We start from the raw sequence: 20,173 nt of genomic DNA on the forward strand, positions 1-20,173 counted from the left end.
CCTCCAGACGGCCCCGCCGGGCGTGCTGGCGGGCCTGCAGCGCCTGGTGCTGCAGCCCATGGCCGATGCCGGGGCGCTGCGCCTGTTTCTGGCCCGTACCGGTTACGCGTTGGTGCAGGAAGAGCTGGTGCTGGAAGGCGGCCAGCTCTATCCGGTCCTGGCGGCCGAGCCGGGCGCAGAACCGTGCACCGACCGGCTTTTGCTGGAGCTGGGACCGCGCCTTTACGAGAAAAGGCACCCGCTGCTGGCCGACTGGCTGGTGCGGGAGCTGGCCGGCCTGGACAGGACGCTGGCGGGCCTGGAGCGGGCCCGCCAGCGCGATGCGCAATGGGAGCAGCGCGTGGCCCGGCTGGCCGGGCGGCGGGCCCGCCTGAACAGCCTTCTGGAAGAGCTGCGGCAGTGAATTTATTTGAGACAAAGCGAGGTGGAGACCATGCCGCTGACAGCCGGACAGGTTGCGGCACTGGTGGAAAAGCTGGCGCCGCCGTATCTGGCGGCAGACTGGGATAACAGCGGCTGGCAGGTGGGAGACAGCCAGAAAACCGTCTCGCGCATTCTGCTGGCCCTGGATGTCAACCGGCAGGTGATTGGGGAAGCGGTGCAGCAGGGGGTGGAACTGATCATCACGCACCATCCGCTGCTGTTTAAGCCGGTGCGCCGGATTATGCGCCAGGACGGTGTGGGAGAGCTGCTCATGCGGCTGATGGAACAGGGCATCGGGCTGTATGCCGCCCATACCAATCTGGACCTGGCCCCGGGCGGCGTCAATGATGTGCTGGCCGGGCTGCTGGATTTGCAGGATACCGGCCTGCTCCAGGAGGAAGGAGGGGGCCACCTGTACAAACTGGTGGTGTTTGTGCCCGAGGACTACGCCGACCGGGTGCGGGAGGCGGTTTGCCGGGCCGGGGCCGGGCATATTGGCCGCTACGATTACTGCACCTTTCAGACCGGGGGGACCGGTACCTACCGGCCGCTGCCCGGCGCGCAGCCCTTTCAGGGCCAGGTGGGGGAAATCTGCCGGGCCGCCGAGGTGCGCCTGGAAACCATCATCCCGGCGCCGCTGGTGCAAAGAGTTGTCGCCGCCATGCTCCAGGCGCACCCCTATGAAGAGGTGGCCTATGATCTGTACAAACTGGAAAACAAGCTGCCCGGCGCGGGGTTGGGCCGGGTGGGCCGGCTGCCCGAAGCCCTCACCCTGGCCCGGCTGGCCGGGCTGGTCAAAGAAAAGCTGGGCTGCCGCGGGCTGCGCCTGGGCGGGGACCCGGACCGCCTGATCAGCCGGGTTGCCGTGTGCGGCGGTTCGGGTGGCGAGCTGTGGCGGGCTGCCCTGGCGGCCGGGGCCGAAGTGCTGGTGACGGGCGATGTGGGCTATCACCTGGCCGCCGATATGCTGGCCGCGGGCTTGTGTTTTATCGACGCCGGGCATTATGAAACCGAAAGGCCGGTGTTGCAGCGCCTGCAGCAGTATCTGCAGACCGCCGCAGCCGGCCTGGGTGAGCGGCTTACCGTGCTGGTCAGCCAGAGCGAGGGGGCCCGGTTCCACTTCTGCTAGCCCGTTTATTCCTGGAGCAGTTCTCTTAAGTGGTGCGAGGGAGCGTGGCCGATGGCCTCGTTTTCCAGCCGGGCCAGCATATCCGAGGAGCCGCAGACAATCAGCACATCGCCGGGGAGCAGCACTTCTTCCGGGGGAGGGTTCAAGATGGTCTGCTCCCCCCGCTTGATGGCCAGCAGCAGGACATTGTATTTTTCCCGCAGCCCGCTGTCCTTGAGCGGGCGGTGGGCCATGGGCGTGTCCGGTCCCAGGGCTACTTCTTCCAGCTCCACGCTCAGGTCCTTGCTGTCCACCAGTGTTTGCACATAGGAGACGCTGGCCGGTTTGAGCACGGCCAGGGCCATGCGGTTGCCGGCAATGGCCGAGGGACAGATCACCGTATCGGCGCCCGCCCGGGACATCTTGACCACGTTTTCCGGGCGGTTGGCCCGGGCCACAATGCGCAGATCGGGCCGCAGCGTCCGGCAGGTCATGGTGATGAACAGATTGCCCGTATCATCCGGGAGGGTGACAATCAGGCCGCTGGCCCGGTCAATCTGGACGGCATTTAAAATATGGTCCTCGGTGGCATCGCCGGCCACATACATGACGCCCAGTTCTTTTAATTCTTCCAGACGCACGGGGTCCTTTTCAATGACCACGAAGTTGTGTTTGTTTTCCCGCAGCAGTTCCATGATCACTTCCCGGCCCACCCGGCCGGCGCCGCACAGCACAATATGGTCCTGCATTTTGCCGATTTTTCGCTGCATCCTGCGCCTCCACCACATTTCGGCCAGCTGGCCTTCCAGCAGGCCGGAAAAAATTGTGCTCAGCACATAGGTGAACAGGCCCACACCGCTGATGATCAGCAATAAAGCCACCAGCCGGCCGGCCGGAGTGTGGGGCACCACATCGCCAAACCCCACGGTGGACATGGTGATCACGGTCAACCAGAGGGCGTCGATAAAACTGAATTTTTCGGTATACATAAAGGCGGCTGTTCCGGCCAGAACAATAACCGCCAGGGTCAAAAAGGCGCGGATGAAGGTCTGGGCCTGACTGGACAATTTGTTCACCTGTCGGTTGGTTAATTTAATACGAAATCAGGGAGCGCAAATACCAGTGAGGACATGGTCGGGCCATGTCCTCATCAATCAGTACCTCATCAATTGGCTCTGCTTAAGCGCTTTTACTGGCATCTGGCGCAGGCCTGCTGCAGGACCTCCCGGATGTTCTCATAGATGCGCACCGGGTCGGGCTGTTCCTCCTGGGGCAGGGCCTGCAGCACGCGAATGTGGAAAATTCCCGGATGGTCTGCGGTTTGAATGTTCCAGGTGATCCCCTGCCAGGTATAGCCGCCGGCCAGGGGGGCGCTCACCGCGGCCACTTCCAGGTCTTCCCGCAGCATGGGCTGGAAGCTGGCCGGGTCGGCGGGGTCGGCCACGCTGCCGGTGAAATCGCTGAGCACGGTGAACAGCCTTTTTTTGTCGCCGCTCTCCACCAGCTGGAGCAGGGGCGGAAAGCTGGTAAAGCCCTGCCCGGGGAGGTAATAGCTGACGGTCATCATCATATTGAAGTCGGTATTTTCGCGGGTGATATACAGTCCAATCCCAAACGGCCCGTTGTTTTCCAGGTCGATCAGCACATTTTTCAGCTCCCTGTCTATCGCAATTTATCAGGCGGTCTCGCTTACTCTATTGTAGCGGCTGGGCGCTCCCGAGGCAAGTTTTTTGTCCCGGCCGGGCAAAATGTGGTAAACTGCCGCGTAAATGATCGGCTTGTTTTTGGTGTATGATAATATTTACCCAAAATAGTTGGCTCAGCAAATCATCCAGGGCAAGGGAGGGACGGTTCTATGTACGATACAAAAAAATTGGGCCAGCAGGTCCGAGCGGCCCGGGAAATCCGCAGTAAAAAAAGCGAGTTGCCCTTCACCCAGCGCAATCTGGCCCAGAAAATTGGCGAGACCAGCAAATGGGTAAAAAGGCTGGAAAGCGGCGAATTTTACCCCGACTGGGATACGCTGACCCTGATTGCTGACACCTGCGGGGTGGATATGGCCTTTCTGCTGGGGGAAGAAATGGAGCAGGAAGAATACGAGGAGGCCATCCGCGGCGGCCGGGTGGCCAGGACCATTCCCTATGCGCAGCTCCATGTCTAGCCGCCTTCCCGGGAGCGGGCAGGTGCCGCATCTCGCACCGGCCACCTGCCCGCGGTTAGTTTTATACCGGGATGATGGCCACTTCGGCCCGTTCATCCAGTTTAAATTTCACCTTGAACATTTCCTGTTTGACACTTAAGCGGGAAGAACCGATTTGTACCGTAACGCCGGGATAAACCTTCTGGGCGGTGAGCTGTCCTTTGCGGCGCAGTTTGACCAGGTGGGGCAGACCCATGGGGTTGCCCAGTTCACCAATAAACACGTTGCCGTCGCTGTGGATATTGCCGCCCTTGAATGATCCCTTGATGTGCACATCGCCGCCGGCATAAATTTGAGCATTGGTACAGCCCTGGCCGGTGATGATGATGGGCCCGGAACACTGCAGGGTGGAGTTGAACACCGCCCGGGCGGTGATCAGGGCCTGGCTGTTGGCTTTGCCCTTGATGATGTTCAGGGCCAGAGCGGTGCTCTGCAGGATGGTCCGGAAATCCTGCGCGGTGTAGCGGTAGTCGCCCAGCACTTTGACCGCCTCAATGGCTTCGGCCACCTCATAGGGGAGGTTGAAGGTTTTGATCTGTTCCAATTCCCGCACCGTCTTCTGCAAGTTGCCGAAGCGGCCCTGCAGCACTGTGTCCACCAGCTGGTGAAAGGTAAATTTTTCCGGATGGGGCAGTTTGCTTTTGATCTGCTCCACCGCCTTGAGGATCTCAATGGCGCTGTTGTAGATTTCCTCAATTAAATAGCTGATTTTGCCGCATTCCGCAAAACCCAGGCCGGCGGTAACCGTGCTGCTGATAATGTTGTTGTTCACCAGCAGGCTTTCGCCGCAGAGGATGGTGGCGCCCGTGACCAGCCCTTCCACGGTGAGGTTGCCTGCCGCTTCCACGGTCATGGTTTCCAGGACATTGCCTTTGACCACGACATCGCCTTTGAAGCGGATGTTGCCGGTTTTGATGGAAACATCGCCCGGCACAGTGTGTCTATCTTCAATGGTGAGCAGCCAGTTCAGTCCGGCCTGTTTGGCTACCGGGCGGCCGGCCTTTTGGGCCACCGCCTGCCGGCCGTCGGGCGTAAGCGTGATGTTTTTGCCGGCTTTGATCCGGGCGGCTTTTACGGGCGGGGGAGCAATGGCTTCGCCGGTGACGGCCTGGCCGGGCTGGCCCGGAACGGGGTCGTGCAAAATGGCCACCACTTCGCCCTCGGGCACCGAGATGAGCTTGCTGGTTTCCCGGAAATCCACCGTGGCTTTTTCACGGTCCGGGCCGGCGGCTGCTGCCGATTTTTCCCAGAGCAGTTCCACATAGCCGTGCTGACCGGGCTGCGGGGGCGTGCCGCGGGCCACCACCACCGGTTCGCCGCTGCGGGTGGCGGTGAGCTGCTCGATGGCTTCGGGCAGCAGGCCGTGGTAGATGCGGTTTTTCTGGAGAAATTCCTGCAGCTCTTCCCGGGTGGGCAGGTCTGTGCTCAGGACGCTGATGCGGGCGGTCAATTTGTCGGGAGAAATATGTAATTTTAGTTCGGCCATAGCGGACACCTGCCTTGCTCTGGCATAATATGTCGATATAATATAAATTATGGAAGTTGCTATTTTTTATTATAATCCGTAATTGTGGCTTTGTCACCTGAAGCCAGTATTTTTTATGGGACAGGGAGCAGGAAAGTGCCGTTGTCTGTTTAATATTTACTTTTAGTGTAATATTTTCACCGTTATTTTATTTGTAGGGGGTTTTGCAGGTGGAAATACCGGTCACCAGAGTTGCTGCAGGCAAACCTAAACCGGCCGACGACCGGCTGGGTTTTGGGATTAACTTCACAGATCACATGTTTGTGATGGACTACAATGTCGAGGCGGGCTGGCACAACCCGCGCATAGAGCCTTACGGGCCCCTGACCCTGGATCCTTCCACCATGGTTTTTCACTACGGGCAGGCCATCTTTGAGGGCATCAAGGCCTACCGGCGGGTGGACGGCCGGATTGGCATTTTTCGGCCCCGCGACTACATAGCCCGCATGAACCGTTCGGCCGACCGGCTGTGCATCCCGCCGGTGGACGAAGCGCTGGTGCTGAAAGCGCTCAAGGAACTGATCCGGCTGGAGCAGGACTGGGTACCGCGCAGCAAGGAGACTTCGCTCTACATCCGGCCCTTTATCATTGCCACCGACCCCTTCCTGGGCGTGCGGCCGTCTTTCACCTACAAGTTCATGATCATTCTGTCGCCGGTGGGCGCTTATTATCCCGAGGGCTTCAACGCGGTCAAGATCATGGTCACCGACCAGTATGTGCGGGCGGTGCGGGGTGGTCTGGGACACGTGAAAACCCCTGGCAACTACGCCGCCAGCCTGAAAGCGGCCGAAGAGGCCAAGAAGCAGAAGTACACCCAGGTGCTCTGGCTGGACGGGGTGGAGCTGAAATACATCGAAGAAGTGGGCACCATGAATATCTTTTTTGTGATTGGTGACGAGGTGATCACTCCTCCGCTGGAAGGGAGCATTCTGGGCGGCATGACCCGGGAAAGCGTTCTCACCGTAACCCGGGAGTGGGGGCTGAAGGTGAGCGAGCGCCGGCTGGCCATTGACGAGGTGCTGGCGGCGGCCGATGCGGGTCGCCTGCTGGAAATCTTCGGCACCGGCACCGCGGCCGTGATTTCACCGGTCAATGAGCTGAAATACAAAGACCGGATCATCATTCCCGGTGATGGGCAGGTCGGCCCGTTGTCCCGCCGGCTGTATGATTACATCACCGGCCTGCAGTATGGTACCCAGCCCGACAAATACGGCTGGGTGGAGTATATTGACTGAACCTGTGGGGGATCATAGCCGCCAGCACCGGCGGCTATACTATTTCTCTGAGGTGATGGCTTTTTGGCGCTGCGCGTGAGCAACCTGCAGTTAACACCGGATCAGCCGGAAGAACTGCTCCGGCAGCTGATCTGCCGCCGCCTGCAGATCAGACCGGAGGAACTGCTGGAATATACCATCTACCGCCGCTCGGTGGATGCCCGCAAAGGCCGGGTGCATTTCGTGTACACGGTGGATGCGCGGGTGCGCCACCCGGACCGGCTGCTGGCCCGGCTGGGGGATGCGGGGGTGGTGCCGGCACCGCGGGTGGAATATCAGTTGCGGGTGACCGGCGAGCGCCCGCTGCCCGGCCGGCCGGTGATTGTGGGCAGCGGCCCGGCCGGCCTGCTGGCCGCGCTGGCCCTGGCCCGGCTGGGCTTTGCCCCCCTGGTGCTGGAAAGGGGGGCGGATGTGGAGCAGCGTTCCCGCCTGGTGGAGGAATTCTGGCGCCAGGGCCGGCTGCACCCCCGCTCCAATGTCCAGTTTGGGGAAGGGGGAGCGGGCACTTTCTCCGACGGCAAGCTGACCACTTTAATCCGCGATCCCCGCTGCCGCTTTGTGCTGGAGCAGTTTGTGGCCGCCGGGGCGCCGCCCGAGATTCTTTATCTGGCCAAACCGCACATCGGCACCGACCACCTGCGGCAGGTGGTCAAAAACATCCGCCGGCACATTATTGAGCTGGGGGGCGAAGTGCGTTTTGACAGCCTGGTCACCGGCCTGGAGATCCATCAAGGCCGGGTGGCGGGAGTGGTGGTCAATGACCGCGACCACATTCCCTGTGCGGCAGTGGTGCTGGCCGTGGGGCACAGTGCCCGGGATACCTTCCAGATGCTCCTGGAACAGGGCGTGCCTATGGTCTCCAAGGCCTTTTCTGTGGGGGTGCGCATAGAACATCCCCGCTGGCTGATTGACCGGGCCCAGTACAAGCAGTATGCCGGTCACCCCCGCCTGGGCGCGGCCGATTACAAGCTGGTTTACCACGGCCGCCACGGGCGGTCGGCCTACACTTTTTGCATGTGTCCCGGCGGAGTGGTGGTGGCGGCCGCATCGGGTCCGGGGCAGGTGGTGACCAACGGCATGAGCTACTACCGGCGGGACGGGGAGAATTCCAACAGCGCCCTGCTGGTGGGCGTGGGCGAAGCTGATTTCGGCAGCAGTCACCCGCTGGCCGGAGTGCATTTTCAGCAGCGTTATGAGGAGGCGGCTTTCCGGCTGGCCGGCGGCAGCTACCGGGCTCCGGCCCAGCGGCTGGCCGATTTTCTGGCCGGTCGCCCTTCCGAGCAGTGGGGGGAGGTGCGCCCTTCCTACCGGCCGGGCGTTGTGCCGGCCCTGCTGGGCGAATGTCTACCGCCCTATGTCACCAGTACGCTCAAGGAAGCCGTGCTGGCCTGGGACAAACAGCTGGCCGGTTTTGCCCTGCCCGATGCCGTGCTCACCGGGGTGGAAACGCGCAGTTCCTCCCCGGTGCGCATCCTGCGCGATGCCACAACCCTGCAGGCCAGTATTGGCGGGCTCTACCCGGCCGGTGAGGGGGCCGGTTATGCCGGAGGGATTATGTCGGCCGCGGTGGACGGACTGAAAGTGGCCGAGGCCATTGCCAGTGTCTGGCGTCCGGGCGGGTAAACTGCGTTCTGACTATGGGTAAAGTATAGAAATACCCGGGGGGGGGAAAAACCATGCAATACGGGAAAGGTATGGCCGGGAGAACTTTTGTGCTGCGGGTGGAACACGGGGAGGATCTGCTGCAGGCGGTTAAGGAGCTGGCCCGGCAGGAGAACATTCGCCAGGAACCGGTCATTCACCTGCACGCCTCCTGGGGCCGGGGGGACAGGGTGGTTACCGGCTGTATCAGAGAAGAGGCTACCGTATATTTAATGGTCGAAGTATTTGTTTGGGAAATTACCGGCCTGGCGGCAGGGCGGCACTTTGACCAGCGGCTGGGATTAAAGGCGCTCAGCTTTGGGGCCGGTACCGAGTAAGCCGATCAGGAGAAACAGCCAGATGAAATCTATATTTTCGTCACTAACCGATGGGCAGGCCAGCGGCTGGTTCAGAGAGCATGTGCTGCAAATCCTGGAAATGCCGCTGGCCGAACTGGAACAAAATCCGCACTGGCTGCGCCTGCTAGGTCTGTTTGTGGAGCTGCCCGGGATGCTGGAGGACAAGCTGCGGGTGCTGGCCACCGTGGCCGACCTGTCGCCCCGCAGTCTGGAAATCCGCCTGGAACGCTGTCCGGAAAGAGATGAAGTGGTGCGGCTGCTCGGCGAGCGCGGGCAGCAGTGGGTGCTGCTCGCGCTGCTCACCGCTTCCCTGACCCGCTGCCTGCCCGAAACCAGAACGCCGGCCGATCTGCAGTGGCTGCTCACCACCCTGCTGGCGGTGAAATCGGCCGGCAGCCAGACAGCCGCGCTGCGGCTGCAGCCCCACGACGGCCCGCGCCTCACCGTGGTCAGTCCGGCCTACTGGCAGGCCCTTTGCGCAGAAGCGGTACTGGCCGCGGCCCGGGCCTGGTACCGGTTCCTGCGCGGCCCGGGCGGCACCAATGTTTGCCGGGATGCGGCCTTTGTCTTTGCCGACCGGGAACTGGCTGCCGAGATTCTCGATCTGCTGGCCGAGGACCCGCTGGTGCTGGCCCTGTTTGTGCAGGAGCTGGCTGGCCGGCCCGGTTTTCCCACCCGGCAGGAGCTGGAGCCCTGGCTGGAGCGGGCGCGGGCGGCGGTGCGCTTCATCCAGCAGCAGCTGGACACCGCTGAATCCGGCCCGTCCTGAGCGCCGGGCGCGGGGCGGGCCCGGCGCTGCCGGGCCTACAGAATGTTGCGCAGGGCAAAGGCTTCTTTTTCCGGGATGTGCTGCAGGATGGCTTTCAATTCCTCCGCTTCTATAGAACAGTTATAATAATCTTTACTCTCCACGGCGGCCTGGGTGCGGGCCAGAGCGAAATCCACCGCTTCAATTTCCTGGTGGTTCATCAACAGGGTCCACCAGCCCTGCTGGCGGCGCCAATCCCTGGTGATGCCGGTAATTTGCTGCGCGGCCCCGGACCAGTCCTGCTGGCGGGCGGCGCTTTTGATTTCCTCCACCCGGGTGACCATGGCCGCGGTCTGGGCGGCCAGCTGCTTGTTGACATAGAAAGCGCCGTAGACAAAGCCACCCAGCAAGATCAGAAGCACGGCCAGCAGCCTCATACCAGTCCACCCGCCTTTTTACTCACTTTGCGCTGGCAGAAGAAATTGCCCTGGGTATCAATGCTGGCGTAGAGCACCTGCTTGTAGTCGGTGAGGCCCTGGCGGGCCAGCTGATCCAGCAGCCACTCCTCGGTCAGGTTGATGTCCCGGAGGTTCTCCCGGTCCAGATAGCCGTCAATGATCAGGGGTACGGGCAGGCCCTCGTACTGGGTGGGCAGGCTCATATCGGCCGGGCTCAGGGGACGGTGCTGGGATTTGGGTATCACGCTCAGCTCGCCGCCGGTTTCCAGAATGGCGAACTCCACCTGGGCGATGTTGGGGAAGTTTTTAATGCGCAGCTGTTCCAGCAGGTCGTTGATATTGTAGCGGGAGCGGGCCAGTTCTTCTTCCACAATCTTGCCGTTGCGGATAAGGATGCTGGGCCGGCCGCAGACAAAACCCCGGGCCCACTCACTGTGCAGGGAAACCAGGGAGAGCACCACCTGCAAAAGGAGCAGGATAAAGATGGGGATAAAGCCGGCCACCAGGGGGATGCTCACATTTTGCATGGGGATGGAGGCCAGCTCCGAGATCATGATAATGATCACCAGCTCATAGGGCTGCAGCTTGCCAATCTGCCGCTTGCCCATCAGCCGCAGGGCCACCACCACCACCACAAACATGATCAGGGTGCGCATCATCATGATCAGCACAGGGCATTGCTCCTTTGCCAATGGTATGTTGCCGTTTTGTATTCTGTCTTGTTCCGCCAGTGATTATGTAAAGGAAAAGGCCGCACGGCGGGCGGCTTTTTTAATGCTCACTCTGGCGGCTGAAAGAGATTGTACCCAGACTGATCAGCACGACGGCCATGGCGGCCACCACCAGCAGGTCCTGCAGCAGGCTGAAGCGGGTCAGGCTTAAAAGCGGGGGCAGCTGGTGGTACATGATGTGGCGCAGGGCGTCCACCCCGTAGGTCAGCGGGTCCAGATGCATAATCCGGTCCATCCAGCCCGGCAGACCTTTCAGAGGAAACATGGCCCCGCTGAGAAAGAACAGGGGCATGACCAGGAAATTCATCATCATCTGGAACCCTTCCATGGTTTCCATGCGCGAGGCGATGGTGATGCCCAGCGAGGTCAGGGAAAAGGCGATTAAAAAGAGCACGGCCAGCAGCGCCAGCAGCTGGAGCAAAGACATTTTCAGGCCCAAAAAAGGGGCCAGCAGCAGGAGCAGGGAGCCCTGCAGCATGGCGATGGTGCTGCCGCCCAGGGCCTTGCCCACGGCCACGGCCCAGCGGGGCACCGGAGCCACCAGCACCTCCTTCAAAAAGCCGAATTCCCTGTCCCAGACAATGGAGATGGCGGAGAAAATGCTGGTGAACAGCACCGACATGCCGATGATCCCCGGGTACATGAACAGCAGATAATTAAACCCCTTGACCCGGGCGGCGCTCAGCTGAAAGGTGGCCGCCAGGCCGTTGCCCACAATCAGCAGGTACAAAAGGGGCTGGCCCAGCATGCTGATGATGCGGCTCTTTTCCCGGGCAAAGCGCAGCAGGTCGCGCAGCCAGATGGTGTAAATAGCGCGCAGGGCGGCCATGTTATCGCCTCCGTCGCAGGTGCCCCCGCGGGCTGCTGCCCGGCCGGGGACGCCCGGTTTCCTCGCGGATTTCCCGTCCGGTGAGCTGGATAAACACCTCATCCAGGCTGGACGCACGGTACTGCTCTTTCAGCTGCGGCGGGCTGCCCAGGGCCACCAGCCGGCCGTGATCGATGATGGCGATGCGCTGGCAGTTTTCGGCTTCTTCCATGTAGTGGGTGGTCATGAAGATGGTGATGCTGTGCTGGCGCTGCAGCTCGTGGATATACTGCCAGATGCGGTGCCGGGTCTGGGGGTCTAAGCCCACCGTGGGTTCGTCCAGAAAGAGCACGGCCGGGTAATGCAAAAGGCCGCGGGCTATTTCCAGGCGCCTTTTCATGCCCCCGGAAAAAGTGCGCACCAGGTGGTCCTGCCGGTCGGCCAGGTCCACCATTTCCAGCACAGCGGCAATGCGCCGGTTCACTTCCCGGCGGGGCACATTGTATAGCATGGCGTGGAAAACCAGGTTTTCCCGGGCGGTCAGGCGCTCGTCCAGCGAGGGGTCCTGGAACACCATGCCGATGGACTGGCGCACCTGGTTGGGCTGCCGCACAATGTCGTAGCCGTTGATCAGAGCGGTGCCCCGGGTGGGGCGCAGCAAAGTGGCCAGCATTTTGATGGTGGTGGATTTGCCGGCGCCATTGGGCCCCAGAAAGCCGAACACCTCTCCCCGGTGCACCGCAAAAGAAAGGCCGTCCACCGCCACCAGGCCGGGATATTCTTTGGTCAGTTCCTGAACCTGCACTATGTTTTCCATCATGAATCTCCCTCGGGATAAGTCTGGAGGCTTCGTCTCGGCGGTTTCAATAAATTTCTAACTCAGGTAAATCCTGCTGCATTTTTCACCTGCTCTCCAAAGTTTGCAAGTACTATTTTACCAGCTATTTTCTTTTGCGCCCAGCATGGGTGTCATTTTCGAGTGAAACCAACGCTACTTTTGCCACTATCACCAAAACAAGGTATAATAAATTTGCCGGCAAACTTGCCGGCAAAAAAGGACGGTGCAAAAATAACATGAAAAATGACCCGGTTTTAGCTGATATAAGACAGGATGCAGAATCACTGCCCAGCATTCTTGAACAGGTAGGCTTCCGTTTTGGCAATAAAGGAGTCCACACGAGCAGAACCATTATGCTGGGAGAGTTATCGTTATTACTTCATGAATGTGCAGAAAATGCGACGCGTGATGAATATATAGCGGCAATTGTTAATTCTAATTGCCTGGGCAAGCGGACAGCTGCGACCCGAAAACTTTCCAGTAAGCGTATGCGGGAGTTATATGGTCTCGATCCAGCGCTGCCCATATTTAGGGTTTTACGTTATTGCTGGTACGCTGATGAGAAAGGTCGTCCACTTCTTGCTTTACTTTCAGCCATGGCTCGGGATCCCCTTTTACGAGTTACATCCCTCCCCATTCTCCGGTTGCAGCCGGGGGAGGAACTGGCCCGTCAACAGATGATAGATGTCCTCCGAGAAAGTACGGGGAACCGCTTAAATGATAGCACACTTGATAAGGTTGTACGCAATGCTGCTTCATCCTGGACTAAGTCAGGACACTTAAGAGGTCGTGTTCGTAAAATCCGTCAAACAGTTGAGCCTACACCCGTCGTTACTGCATTTGCTCTTCTTTTGGGGTATCTCCTGGGTGTCCGGGGTGCCGATTTATTCAAAACATTATGGACAAGGGTGCTTGATACATCCCCTGCGGAACTTATCTCCCTGGCAATGGATGCAAAACGCTTGGGTTTTTTGGATATAAGCTATTTCGGTGGAATGATCGAAGTTTCACTTGATCGTATGTTAACCGAGTATGAAAGGAAGTTGATTCGTGAGTCGAATTGAGGAACTGGCAAACCGTTATCGCAATCATATTGCTGCGCCATGGCAGCGTAATCTAGTAGGTGAGCAAAGGATGATTTTTGTTGTCTATCCTCCGCCCGATGAGCGCAAACTCCGTGCCAGGTTAGAACTCTTCGAGATGGCAACCATTGAAACTGGACACAAATGGAAATCATTCGACTTTACCAAAACCTTCGCTCGCTGGATGAGCAGGTTAGAATACAAGGAAGTTTATTTCGAGGAGCCCGAAAATCTGGCGATACCCCTTGAGAGTGAATTCCCGCATTTTGCAGCCGCTAAACTCCGTAAAGTACTTACTGGTGAAGATGTTGACTCTGACACTGTGGTTGCTGTTTATGGCGTTGCCAGCCTGTACGGATTCACTAAAGTATCGGTGGTTCTGAAAGAAGTAGCAAGAGATATTCGTGGGCGGTTGGTAGTCTTTTTTCCGGGCGAATTTGAAAATAACAATTATCGTCTACTCGGTGCACGGGATGGTTGGAATTACCTGGCCATTCCCATCACTTTATATAATGGAGTGAACGATTGATGAAGAACCGGGAGATTTTCCAACGAGATCCTGTTGTTTCAAAACTGCTCAATGACGGTGTAGCTACAGTTACTGAAGCGTCCACTTCTAAAGAGATTGAAACCCTTCGCTATGAACTGGAGCATTTTGTTTGCGAAGGGCAGTATAAAGACGGACTTATACGCATTCTTCAATCTTATCTGAACAACGCGGATTCGACAGGCCAGCCCGCCGTTTGGGTAAGCGGTTTTTTTGGCAGCGGTAAATCTCATCTTCTGAAGATGCTCCGCCACTTATGGGTTAACACCAAGTTTGAGTCGGATGGAGCGACTGCCCGTGAACTGGCCCGGTTACCAGTGGAAGTAAAAGACTTGCTTAAAGAATTAGATACGTTAGGGAAAAGATGTGGCGGGCTTCATGCTGCGGGAGAAAAGCTACCGTCTGGTGAAGGAAAAAGTCTTCGTCTGGCTGTTCTCAGTATTATCTTTCGTTCCAGAGGTCTGCCCGAATCTCTTCCACAGGCACAATTTTGCCTTTGGCTTCAAAAAAATGGGTTCTACGGCATGGTTAAAAAATTCGTCGAAGATTCGGGTAAAGATTTTCAGCAGGAACTTCACCATCTATATGTTAGTGACGTACTAGCAAAAGCCCTTTTGGAAGCTGACTCTGATTTTGCCGCGGATCTAAAACAGGTGCGAGCCGCAATCCGTGACCAGTTTCCTAAGACAAACGATATCTCAACATCCGAGTTTATCCAGATCATTCGTGATGTCCTTTCTGTAAACGGTCAACTTCCCTGTACGGCGATCGTACTCGATGAAGTCCAGCTCTTTATAGGTGACAGTACGGCTCGTTCATATGATGTGCAAGAAGTAGCAGAAGCCCTTTGCAAGCAGCTTGATAGCCGAATACTGCTTATAGGGGCTGGCCAGACTGCACTGAGCGCTAATCTTCCGCTGCTCCAGCGATTAAAGGATCGTTTCACAATACCTGTGGAACTCTCTGATACGGATGTTGAAACTGTAACCCGCCGGGTAGTGCTGGCCAAAAAAGCAGATAAGCGCAAGGCCATCGAAGAAATGTTAACTGCTTACGCTGGTGAAATTGATCGACAGCTTGTCGGTACCAGAATTGCTCCCCGAAGTGAAGACCGGAGCATTATCGTTGAAGACTATCCCCTTTTACCCGTCCGCCGCCGCTTTTGGGAGCATGTCCTTCGCACCGTTGACATTCCAGGGACCAGTAGTCAACTTCGTACGCAACTCCGTATTGTTCACGATGCTGTCCGGGAGATTGCCGAAAAAGCTCTGGGTACGGTTGCGCCGGCTGATTTCATTTTTGACCAACTCCAGCCGGACTTGCTTCGCACCGGGGTTCTTTTACGGGAAATTGACGAAACCATTCGTAATCTGGACGATGGAACTCCGGAAGGTTTGTTGGCCAAGCGCATTTGCGCCCTTATATTCCTCATTCGCAAACTCCCCCGCGAAGCCGTTGCTGATATTGGTGTCCGCGCTACCGCGGATGTGTTGGCAGATCTTCTGGTAAGCGAACTGGCCAGTGATGGCCCCGCCCTGCGTAGAGAGATTCCACGGATTCTTGAAAAACTGGTTGAGGAAGGAAAGCTGATCAAGCTGGACGAGGAATACAGCCTTCAGACCCGGGAAAGCAGCGAATGGGACCGGGAATTCCGCAACCGGCAAACCCGGCTAAATAATGATCTTACGGCTTTGTCCAGTAAACGTTCGGCTCTGTTGAATTCAGCCTGTATGGACGTCCTTGGCAACATTAAACTCCTCCAGGGGAAGTGCAAGGTGCCACGTAAGCTGGCAATTCATTTTGGCAGCGAGCCACCCGAAACCAAAGGCCACGAAATCCCGGTTTGGGTCCGTGACGGCTGGGGAGAAAACGAAAGTACTGTTGTGGCCGATGCCCGGGCGGCCGGTAATGACAGCCCGACTATTTTCGTCTATATCCCGAAAACCAGTGCCGAGGACCTAAAAAAAGCGATTATTGAATATGAGGCGGCTAAAGCGACCATTGAATTCAAGGGTACTCCTACAACTCCAGAGGGACGGGAAGCTCGCGATGCCATGTCTACTCGTATGAAAACAGCAGAGGCTACCCGGGATAGCATTATCCAGGATGTAATTAATGCGGCCAGGGTGTTTCAAGGCGGGGGGCAGGAACGTTTTGAACTGTCCATAAAAGAAAAAGTGCAGGCAGCCGCCCAAGCTTCTCTGGATCGTTTGTTTCGAGAATTTCAAGATGCCGATGATGATCGGTGGCCGACTGTTATCAACCGGGCAAAGAATGGTGACGAAGCCGCCTTCCAGGCTGTAGGCTGGCATGATGCACCCGAAAAACACCCTGTCTGTTCAGCTATTCTTTCTGAAACCGGATCCGGCAAGACAGGGAAGGAAGTTCGCGAAACCTTTGAAAAAGCACCTTATGGCTGGCCGCGTGATGCTGTTGACGCTGCCTTGATTACGCTTTTTGCCACTGGACATCTTCGCGCTGTATATAAAGGAGTCCAGCTTGACCGTGGTCAATTGGATCAAGCTAAGATTTCGGCTACCGACTTCCGGGTAGAAACGGTAACTATAGATGTCCGCAGCCGCATGAAGCTGCGCAAGCTTTTTCAAACAGCAGGCTTTAGCTGCAAGGCGGGGGAGGAATCATCTGTAGCCGGCCAATTTCTTGCCAATCTTATCAACCTGGCCGATCGTGCCGGCGGCGATCCGCCAATGCCTGAGCGCCCATCCAAGACCCATCTGGAAACAATACGGGGGCTGGCCGGTAACGAACAACTTGCAGGGATACTGGAAAATTGCGATACCTTGTCCCAGCAACTGCAGGACTGGTCAGCATTGGCGGATTTGGCGGCAAAGCGCAAACCTGCGTGGGATAGACTTCAGATCCTGTTGAGACACGTCCATGGACTTCCTGAAGCGGAAGAACTGCAAAAACAGGCCAATGCTGTGCGCGATGAACGCCGATTGTTAGAAGAGCCCGATCCGGTTCCGGATATTCACAGGGCAGTTGTCAAAGTGCTCCGCACTGCTGTCAGACAGGCTCACGCCGGCTTTGAGACGGTATATAACCGGGAGAGAGCGGCTCTCGAGGCAGATGAAAACTGGCAGAAACTATCACCGGAGCAGCAGCAACAAATTCTTGCGGTTGAAGGCATTGCCAGCGTTCCCCGACTTTCCATAGAAGATGATGACTCCTTGCTGCAAAGTCTCCAGGAAATCTCTTTATCAAGCTGGAAAACCAGGACAGATGCCCTTCCTCAGCAGTTTAGCAATGCTGCCATGGCCGCTGCGAAACTGCTTGAGCCGAAAACGCAAAAGGTAAAACTGGCCAGCAGTATTCTGAGGACAGAAAATGATGTTAAAGCCTGGATGGCTAAAATTGAGGGAGAGCTTCTAGAAATGATTAAGAACGGCCCCATCGTGATCTCATAGGGGGGAAATGGGTGCTGGTACTATCAGTAGAACAGCGAAATAAACTTGAACGTACAGTTGTCGAAGCCCGGGACGTTGCCGAAGTCGGAGCCAGGGCAGCCCTGGAGGCTTTAGCTGTGCACCATCACGAGCCTTACAGCCATATGAGTCCAGAACAGCGTCGGCTTCGCAACCACCTGCGGGCCCGGGCGCGGCAACTGGGGGATAAGCAGGGCAAAAGCGGCAAACTGGAAATCACGCATCTGATTCAGGAGTGTGCTTATGAGCACTGGCACCGGATGCTCTTTGCCCGTTTTCTGGCGGAAAACGACCTCCTGATCGAGCCGGAGATGGGGGTGGCCATCAGCCTGGAAGAGTGTGCGGAACTGGCCAGGGAGGAAGGTACCGATCTTTGGGCCCTGGCCAGCCGTTTTGCCCAGCAGATGCTGCCGCAGATCTTTCGCCCGAATGACCCGGTGCTGCAGGTTGCTTTTCCGTACGAATATCAATTGAAGCTGGAGCAGTTGCTCGACGGCCTGGAGCCAGGTATCTTTAAAGCCAGCGACGCCCTCGGATGGGTCTACCAGTTCTGGCAGAGCAAGCTTAAGAAACAGGTGAACGAGTCGGGCAATAAAATTGGCGCTGATGAATTGCCGGCTGTTACCCAGCTCTTTACAGAGCCTTATATGGTCAACTTCCTTATTCACAATACCATCGGCGCCTGGTACGCGGGCAGGGTATTGGCGGTGAATCCTCAGCTGGCCGGGCAGGCCGAAACTGAGGAAGAGCTTCGTAAGGCGGTTGCATTACCTGGTGTGACCTGGGATTACCTGCGTTTCGTCCGCACCGGCGATGGAGAGGGGGCGTGGCGTCCTGCTGCCGGGACCTTCGAGGGCTGGCCGAAACGGGCAGTCGAGCTTAAAATCCTGGACCCCTGCTGCGGCTCGGGCCATTTCCTCGTAGCGGCTCTTTATCATTTAGTCCCGATTCGTATGGCCGGGGAAGGCCTTACGGTCCGGGAGGCATGTGACGCCATCCTTAGAGATAATCTCCACGGCCTGGAGATCGATGAGCGCTGCACACAGATCGCCGCCTTTGCCCTGGCGCTGGCGGCGTGGACCTATCCCGGCGCCGGCGGATACCGCCCCCTGCCCGGGTTGCGCATAGCCTGTTCCGGTATAGCTCCCAATACGAAAAAGGAAAACTGGCTTGCGCTGGCGGGAGGTGACGAGCGCTTGCGCAACGGCATGGCCCGGCTTTATGATCTGTTCCGGGATGCGCCCCTTTTAGGAAGCCTTGTCGATCCAAGTTCCGCTTTAGAAGACAGCCTGTATGAAGCCCGGTTTGATGAACTCCGCCCTCTGCTGGAGAAAGCCATGTCCGCGGAGAAAGGCGATTACGAGCAACACGAGTTAGGGGTTGCTGCCTGTGGTATCGCTGATGCCGTTCAGATTCTAGGAGGGCGCTACCACATTATTATAACCAATGTGCCATACCTGGCACGTGGGAAGCAGGCCGATCCGCTTAAAGAGTTTTGTGCCGAATATTACGATGAAGCCAAAAATGATATTGCTACTGTATTTTTGGATCGGCTGCTCCGCCTCAATTCGCATGCCGGCACAACGGCGCTGGTGATGCCGCAGAACTGGCTTTTTCTTACCGGTTATAAAAAGTTTCGGGTAAGGCTGTTGAAAACACGAAGATGCAATTTTATCGCCAATTTAGGGCCCCAAGCTTTTCAGACTCCTATGTGGGATTTCAATGTTTCTCTTGTCGCAATTTCCGCCTCTACTCCACCAGAGGATTACGCCTTCGCCGGCATCGACGCTACCGCCCCCCGCACAGCGCAGGAAAAAGCTGAACTTCTTCGGAATGCCGAACTTAAGAGGGTTGTACAGGCGGAGCAGTCGAAGAACCCGGATGCACGGGTGGTATTAGAACAAATTTTGTCTGAAAATCTGTTAGAAAAGTATGCTTTTGCCCCTCAGGGAATTAAGACTGGTGATGATGATCGTTGGCGAAGGTGCTTCTGGGAACTAAGACAAGTAAAGGGAGGTTGGCAATTTTATCAAAGTACAGTTGAAGCTACTAACCCTTATGGAGGGCGCAGCTATGTGATAGATTGGAGTCTTGAAGGTCACGGAATGCCTTGTCGTAGACCACTAAATCAAGCAGTGGGCAGGATCGGTATTGGCATAAGTCAAATGAGAACGCTTCCGGCAACAATTTATACAGGAGAAAGATATGATAGTAATGTTGGACCAATTGTTCCTTACGATCCAGCCCATCTCCCCGCCATTTGGTGTTTCTGTTCTTCGCCGGAATATAGCGAAGCTGTACGCAAGATTGACCAGAAACTTAATGTTACGAACGCTACGCTTGTTAAAGTACCCTTCGACCTGGAATACTGGCAGAAAGTAGCCGCCGAGAAGTACCCTGACGGTCTTCCCGAACCTTATTCAGACGACCCCACTCAATGGATCTTTCACGGGCATCTGGCAGCTTCTACCAGCCCCCTTCAAGTGGCGGTGGCCCGCCTTCTGGGCTACCGCTGGCCGGCTGAATTGGATGCATCGATGCGGCTATCCCAAGAAGCCCGGGAACTGCTACAGCGTTGCAAGAAACTGGAAGATTACGCCGATAGTGACGGCATAGTGTGCATCCCTTCCGTTCGCGGAGAAGATCCGGCTGCCGAACGCCTGCGGGCGTTACTCGCCGCCGCATATGGGGATGACTGGTCGCCAACTAAAGAGCAGGAACTTATCGCCGCAACGGGTTCTGAAGCGAAGGAGCTTGACGAATGGCTGCGCAACGATTTCTTTGAGCAACACTGCCGGCTCTTCCATCACCGGCCCTTCATCTGGCATATCTGGGACGGGCGCCGGCGCGACGGTTTCCATGCCCTGGTCAACTACCACAAGCTTGCCGGGGGTAATGGCAAAGGCAGGCAGGTTTTAGAAAGCCTTACTTATACCTGGATCCGTGATACCATCTCACCAATAACCATTTTCAGGCATAATCTGG

18 protein-coding genes are annotated in these 20,173 nt (G+C 57.3%); 11 read left to right on the plus strand and 7 right to left on the minus strand.

Annotation, left to right across the window (positions count from 1 at the left end):
- Together ACUVTU_RS11085 and ACUVTU_RS11090 are read left to right on the plus strand one after the other, a co-directional pair.
- The coding region (locus ACUVTU_RS11085; RefSeq protein ID WP_445890029.1) for a tRNA (adenine(22)-N(1))-methyltransferase TrmK at window positions 1–403 on the plus strand (403 nt) is incomplete at its 5' end.
- Window positions 404–409: 6 nt separating this feature from the next.
- Window positions 410–1,552, plus strand: a complete 1,143-nt coding sequence (locus ACUVTU_RS11090; protein WP_445890030.1) for a Nif3-like dinuclear metal center hexameric protein — start codon at window positions 410–412, stop codon at window positions 1,550–1,552.
- Between the two features lie 5 nt (window positions 1,553–1,557).
- Here ACUVTU_RS11090 and ACUVTU_RS11095 read toward each other — a convergent pair whose 3' ends face one another.
- Entirely contained in the window at window positions 1,558–2,598 is a 1,041-nt protein-coding gene (locus ACUVTU_RS11095; RefSeq protein ID WP_445890031.1) for a potassium channel family protein, read from the minus strand.
- Between the two features lie 122 nt (window positions 2,599–2,720).
- Window positions 2,721–3,176: a hypothetical protein gene (locus ACUVTU_RS11100; RefSeq protein ID WP_445890032.1), complete on the minus strand. Its 456-nt coding sequence runs from the start codon at window positions 3,174–3,176 to the stop codon at window positions 2,721–2,723.
- Window positions 3,177–3,386: 210 nt separating this feature from the next.
- Between ACUVTU_RS11100 and ACUVTU_RS11105 the strand changes: the two genes are divergently transcribed.
- A complete protein-coding gene (locus ACUVTU_RS11105; protein ID WP_445890033.1) occupies window positions 3,387–3,692 on the plus strand; it encodes a helix-turn-helix domain-containing protein in 306 nt (101 codons plus the stop codon).
- A gap of 61 nt (window positions 3,693–3,753) precedes the next feature.
- Here the strand turns inward: ACUVTU_RS11105 and ACUVTU_RS11110 are convergent, their stop codons facing one another.
- A complete protein-coding gene (locus ACUVTU_RS11110; protein ID WP_445890034.1) occupies window positions 3,754–5,217 on the minus strand; it encodes a DUF342 domain-containing protein in 1,464 nt (487 codons plus the stop codon).
- A 203-nt stretch (window positions 5,218–5,420) separates the two neighbouring features.
- Here ACUVTU_RS11110 and ACUVTU_RS11115 point away from each other — a divergent pair, with 203 nt between their 5' ends.
- The 4 genes from ACUVTU_RS11115 (at window position 5,421) to ACUVTU_RS11130 (ending at window position 9,299) form a co-directional block, all read left to right on the plus strand.
- A complete protein-coding gene (locus tag ACUVTU_RS11115; RefSeq protein WP_445890035.1) occupies window positions 5,421–6,491 on the plus strand; it encodes a branched-chain amino acid aminotransferase in 1,071 nt (356 codons plus the stop codon).
- Between the two features lie 63 nt (window positions 6,492–6,554).
- The gene (locus tag ACUVTU_RS11120) at window positions 6,555–8,153 is read left to right on the plus strand and encodes an NAD(P)/FAD-dependent oxidoreductase (RefSeq protein WP_445890036.1); all 1,599 of its coding nucleotides are present in this window, start codon (window positions 6,555–6,557) and stop codon (window positions 8,151–8,153) included.
- Between the two features lie 53 nt (window positions 8,154–8,206).
- Window positions 8,207–8,509 carry a PPC domain-containing DNA-binding protein gene (locus ACUVTU_RS11125; protein WP_445890037.1) on the plus strand — a complete coding sequence of 101 codons (303 nt, stop codon included), beginning with the start codon at window positions 8,207–8,209 and terminating at the stop codon, window positions 8,507–8,509.
- A 22-nt stretch (window positions 8,510–8,531) separates the two neighbouring features.
- Complete coding sequence (locus tag ACUVTU_RS11130; protein ID WP_445890038.1) at window positions 8,532–9,299, plus strand: hypothetical protein; 768 nt, start codon at window positions 8,532–8,534, stop codon at window positions 9,297–9,299.
- A 35-nt stretch (window positions 9,300–9,334) separates the two neighbouring features.
- Here ACUVTU_RS11130 and ACUVTU_RS11135 read toward each other — a convergent pair whose 3' ends face one another.
- The 4 genes from ACUVTU_RS11135 to ACUVTU_RS11150 form a co-directional block, all read right to left on the minus strand.
- A complete protein-coding gene (locus ACUVTU_RS11135) occupies window positions 9,335–9,715 on the minus strand; it encodes a DUF4363 family protein (protein WP_445890039.1) in 381 nt (126 codons plus the stop codon).
- Window positions 9,712–10,407 (minus strand): YetF domain-containing protein, encoded by a 696-nt coding sequence (locus tag ACUVTU_RS11140; protein WP_445890040.1) that lies wholly within the window; start codon window positions 10,405–10,407, stop codon window positions 9,712–9,714. Before ACUVTU_RS11140 ends, ACUVTU_RS11135 begins: the two co-directional genes overlap by 4 nt.
- 100 nt (window positions 10,408–10,507) lie before the next feature.
- On the minus strand, window positions 10,508–11,296 hold the full coding sequence (locus ACUVTU_RS11145) for an ABC transporter permease (RefSeq protein ID WP_445890041.1): 789 nt from the start codon (window positions 11,294–11,296) through the stop codon (window positions 10,508–10,510).
- A 1-nt stretch (window position 11,297) separates the two neighbouring features.
- A complete protein-coding gene (locus ACUVTU_RS11150; protein ID WP_445890042.1) occupies window positions 11,298–12,095 on the minus strand; it encodes an ABC transporter ATP-binding protein in 798 nt (265 codons plus the stop codon).
- Between the two features lie 131 nt (window positions 12,096–12,226).
- Here ACUVTU_RS11150 and ACUVTU_RS11155 point away from each other — a divergent pair, with 131 nt between their 5' ends.
- From ACUVTU_RS11155 to ACUVTU_RS11170, 4 genes are all read left to right on the plus strand, one after another.
- The gene (locus tag ACUVTU_RS11155) at window positions 12,227–13,177 is read left to right on the plus strand and encodes a hypothetical protein (RefSeq protein WP_445890043.1); all 951 of its coding nucleotides are present in this window, start codon (window positions 12,227–12,229) and stop codon (window positions 13,175–13,177) included.
- Entirely contained in the window at window positions 13,164–13,724 is a 561-nt protein-coding gene (locus tag ACUVTU_RS11160; protein WP_445890044.1) for a hypothetical protein, read from the plus strand. The genes ACUVTU_RS11155 and ACUVTU_RS11160 overlap by 14 nt, the downstream gene beginning before the upstream one ends.
- Window positions 13,724–17,170: a BREX system P-loop protein BrxC gene (gene brxC / locus ACUVTU_RS11165; RefSeq protein ID WP_445890045.1), complete on the plus strand. Its 3,447-nt coding sequence runs from the start codon at window positions 13,724–13,726 to the stop codon at window positions 17,168–17,170. The genes ACUVTU_RS11160 and brxC overlap by 1 nt, the downstream gene beginning before the upstream one ends.
- A gap of 11 nt (window positions 17,171–17,181) precedes the next feature.
- The coding region (locus ACUVTU_RS11170) for an Eco57I restriction-modification methylase domain-containing protein (protein ID WP_445890046.1) at window positions 17,182–20,173 on the plus strand (2,992 nt) is incomplete at its 3' end.

Source organism: Desulfurispora sp., from assembly GCF_052744395.1.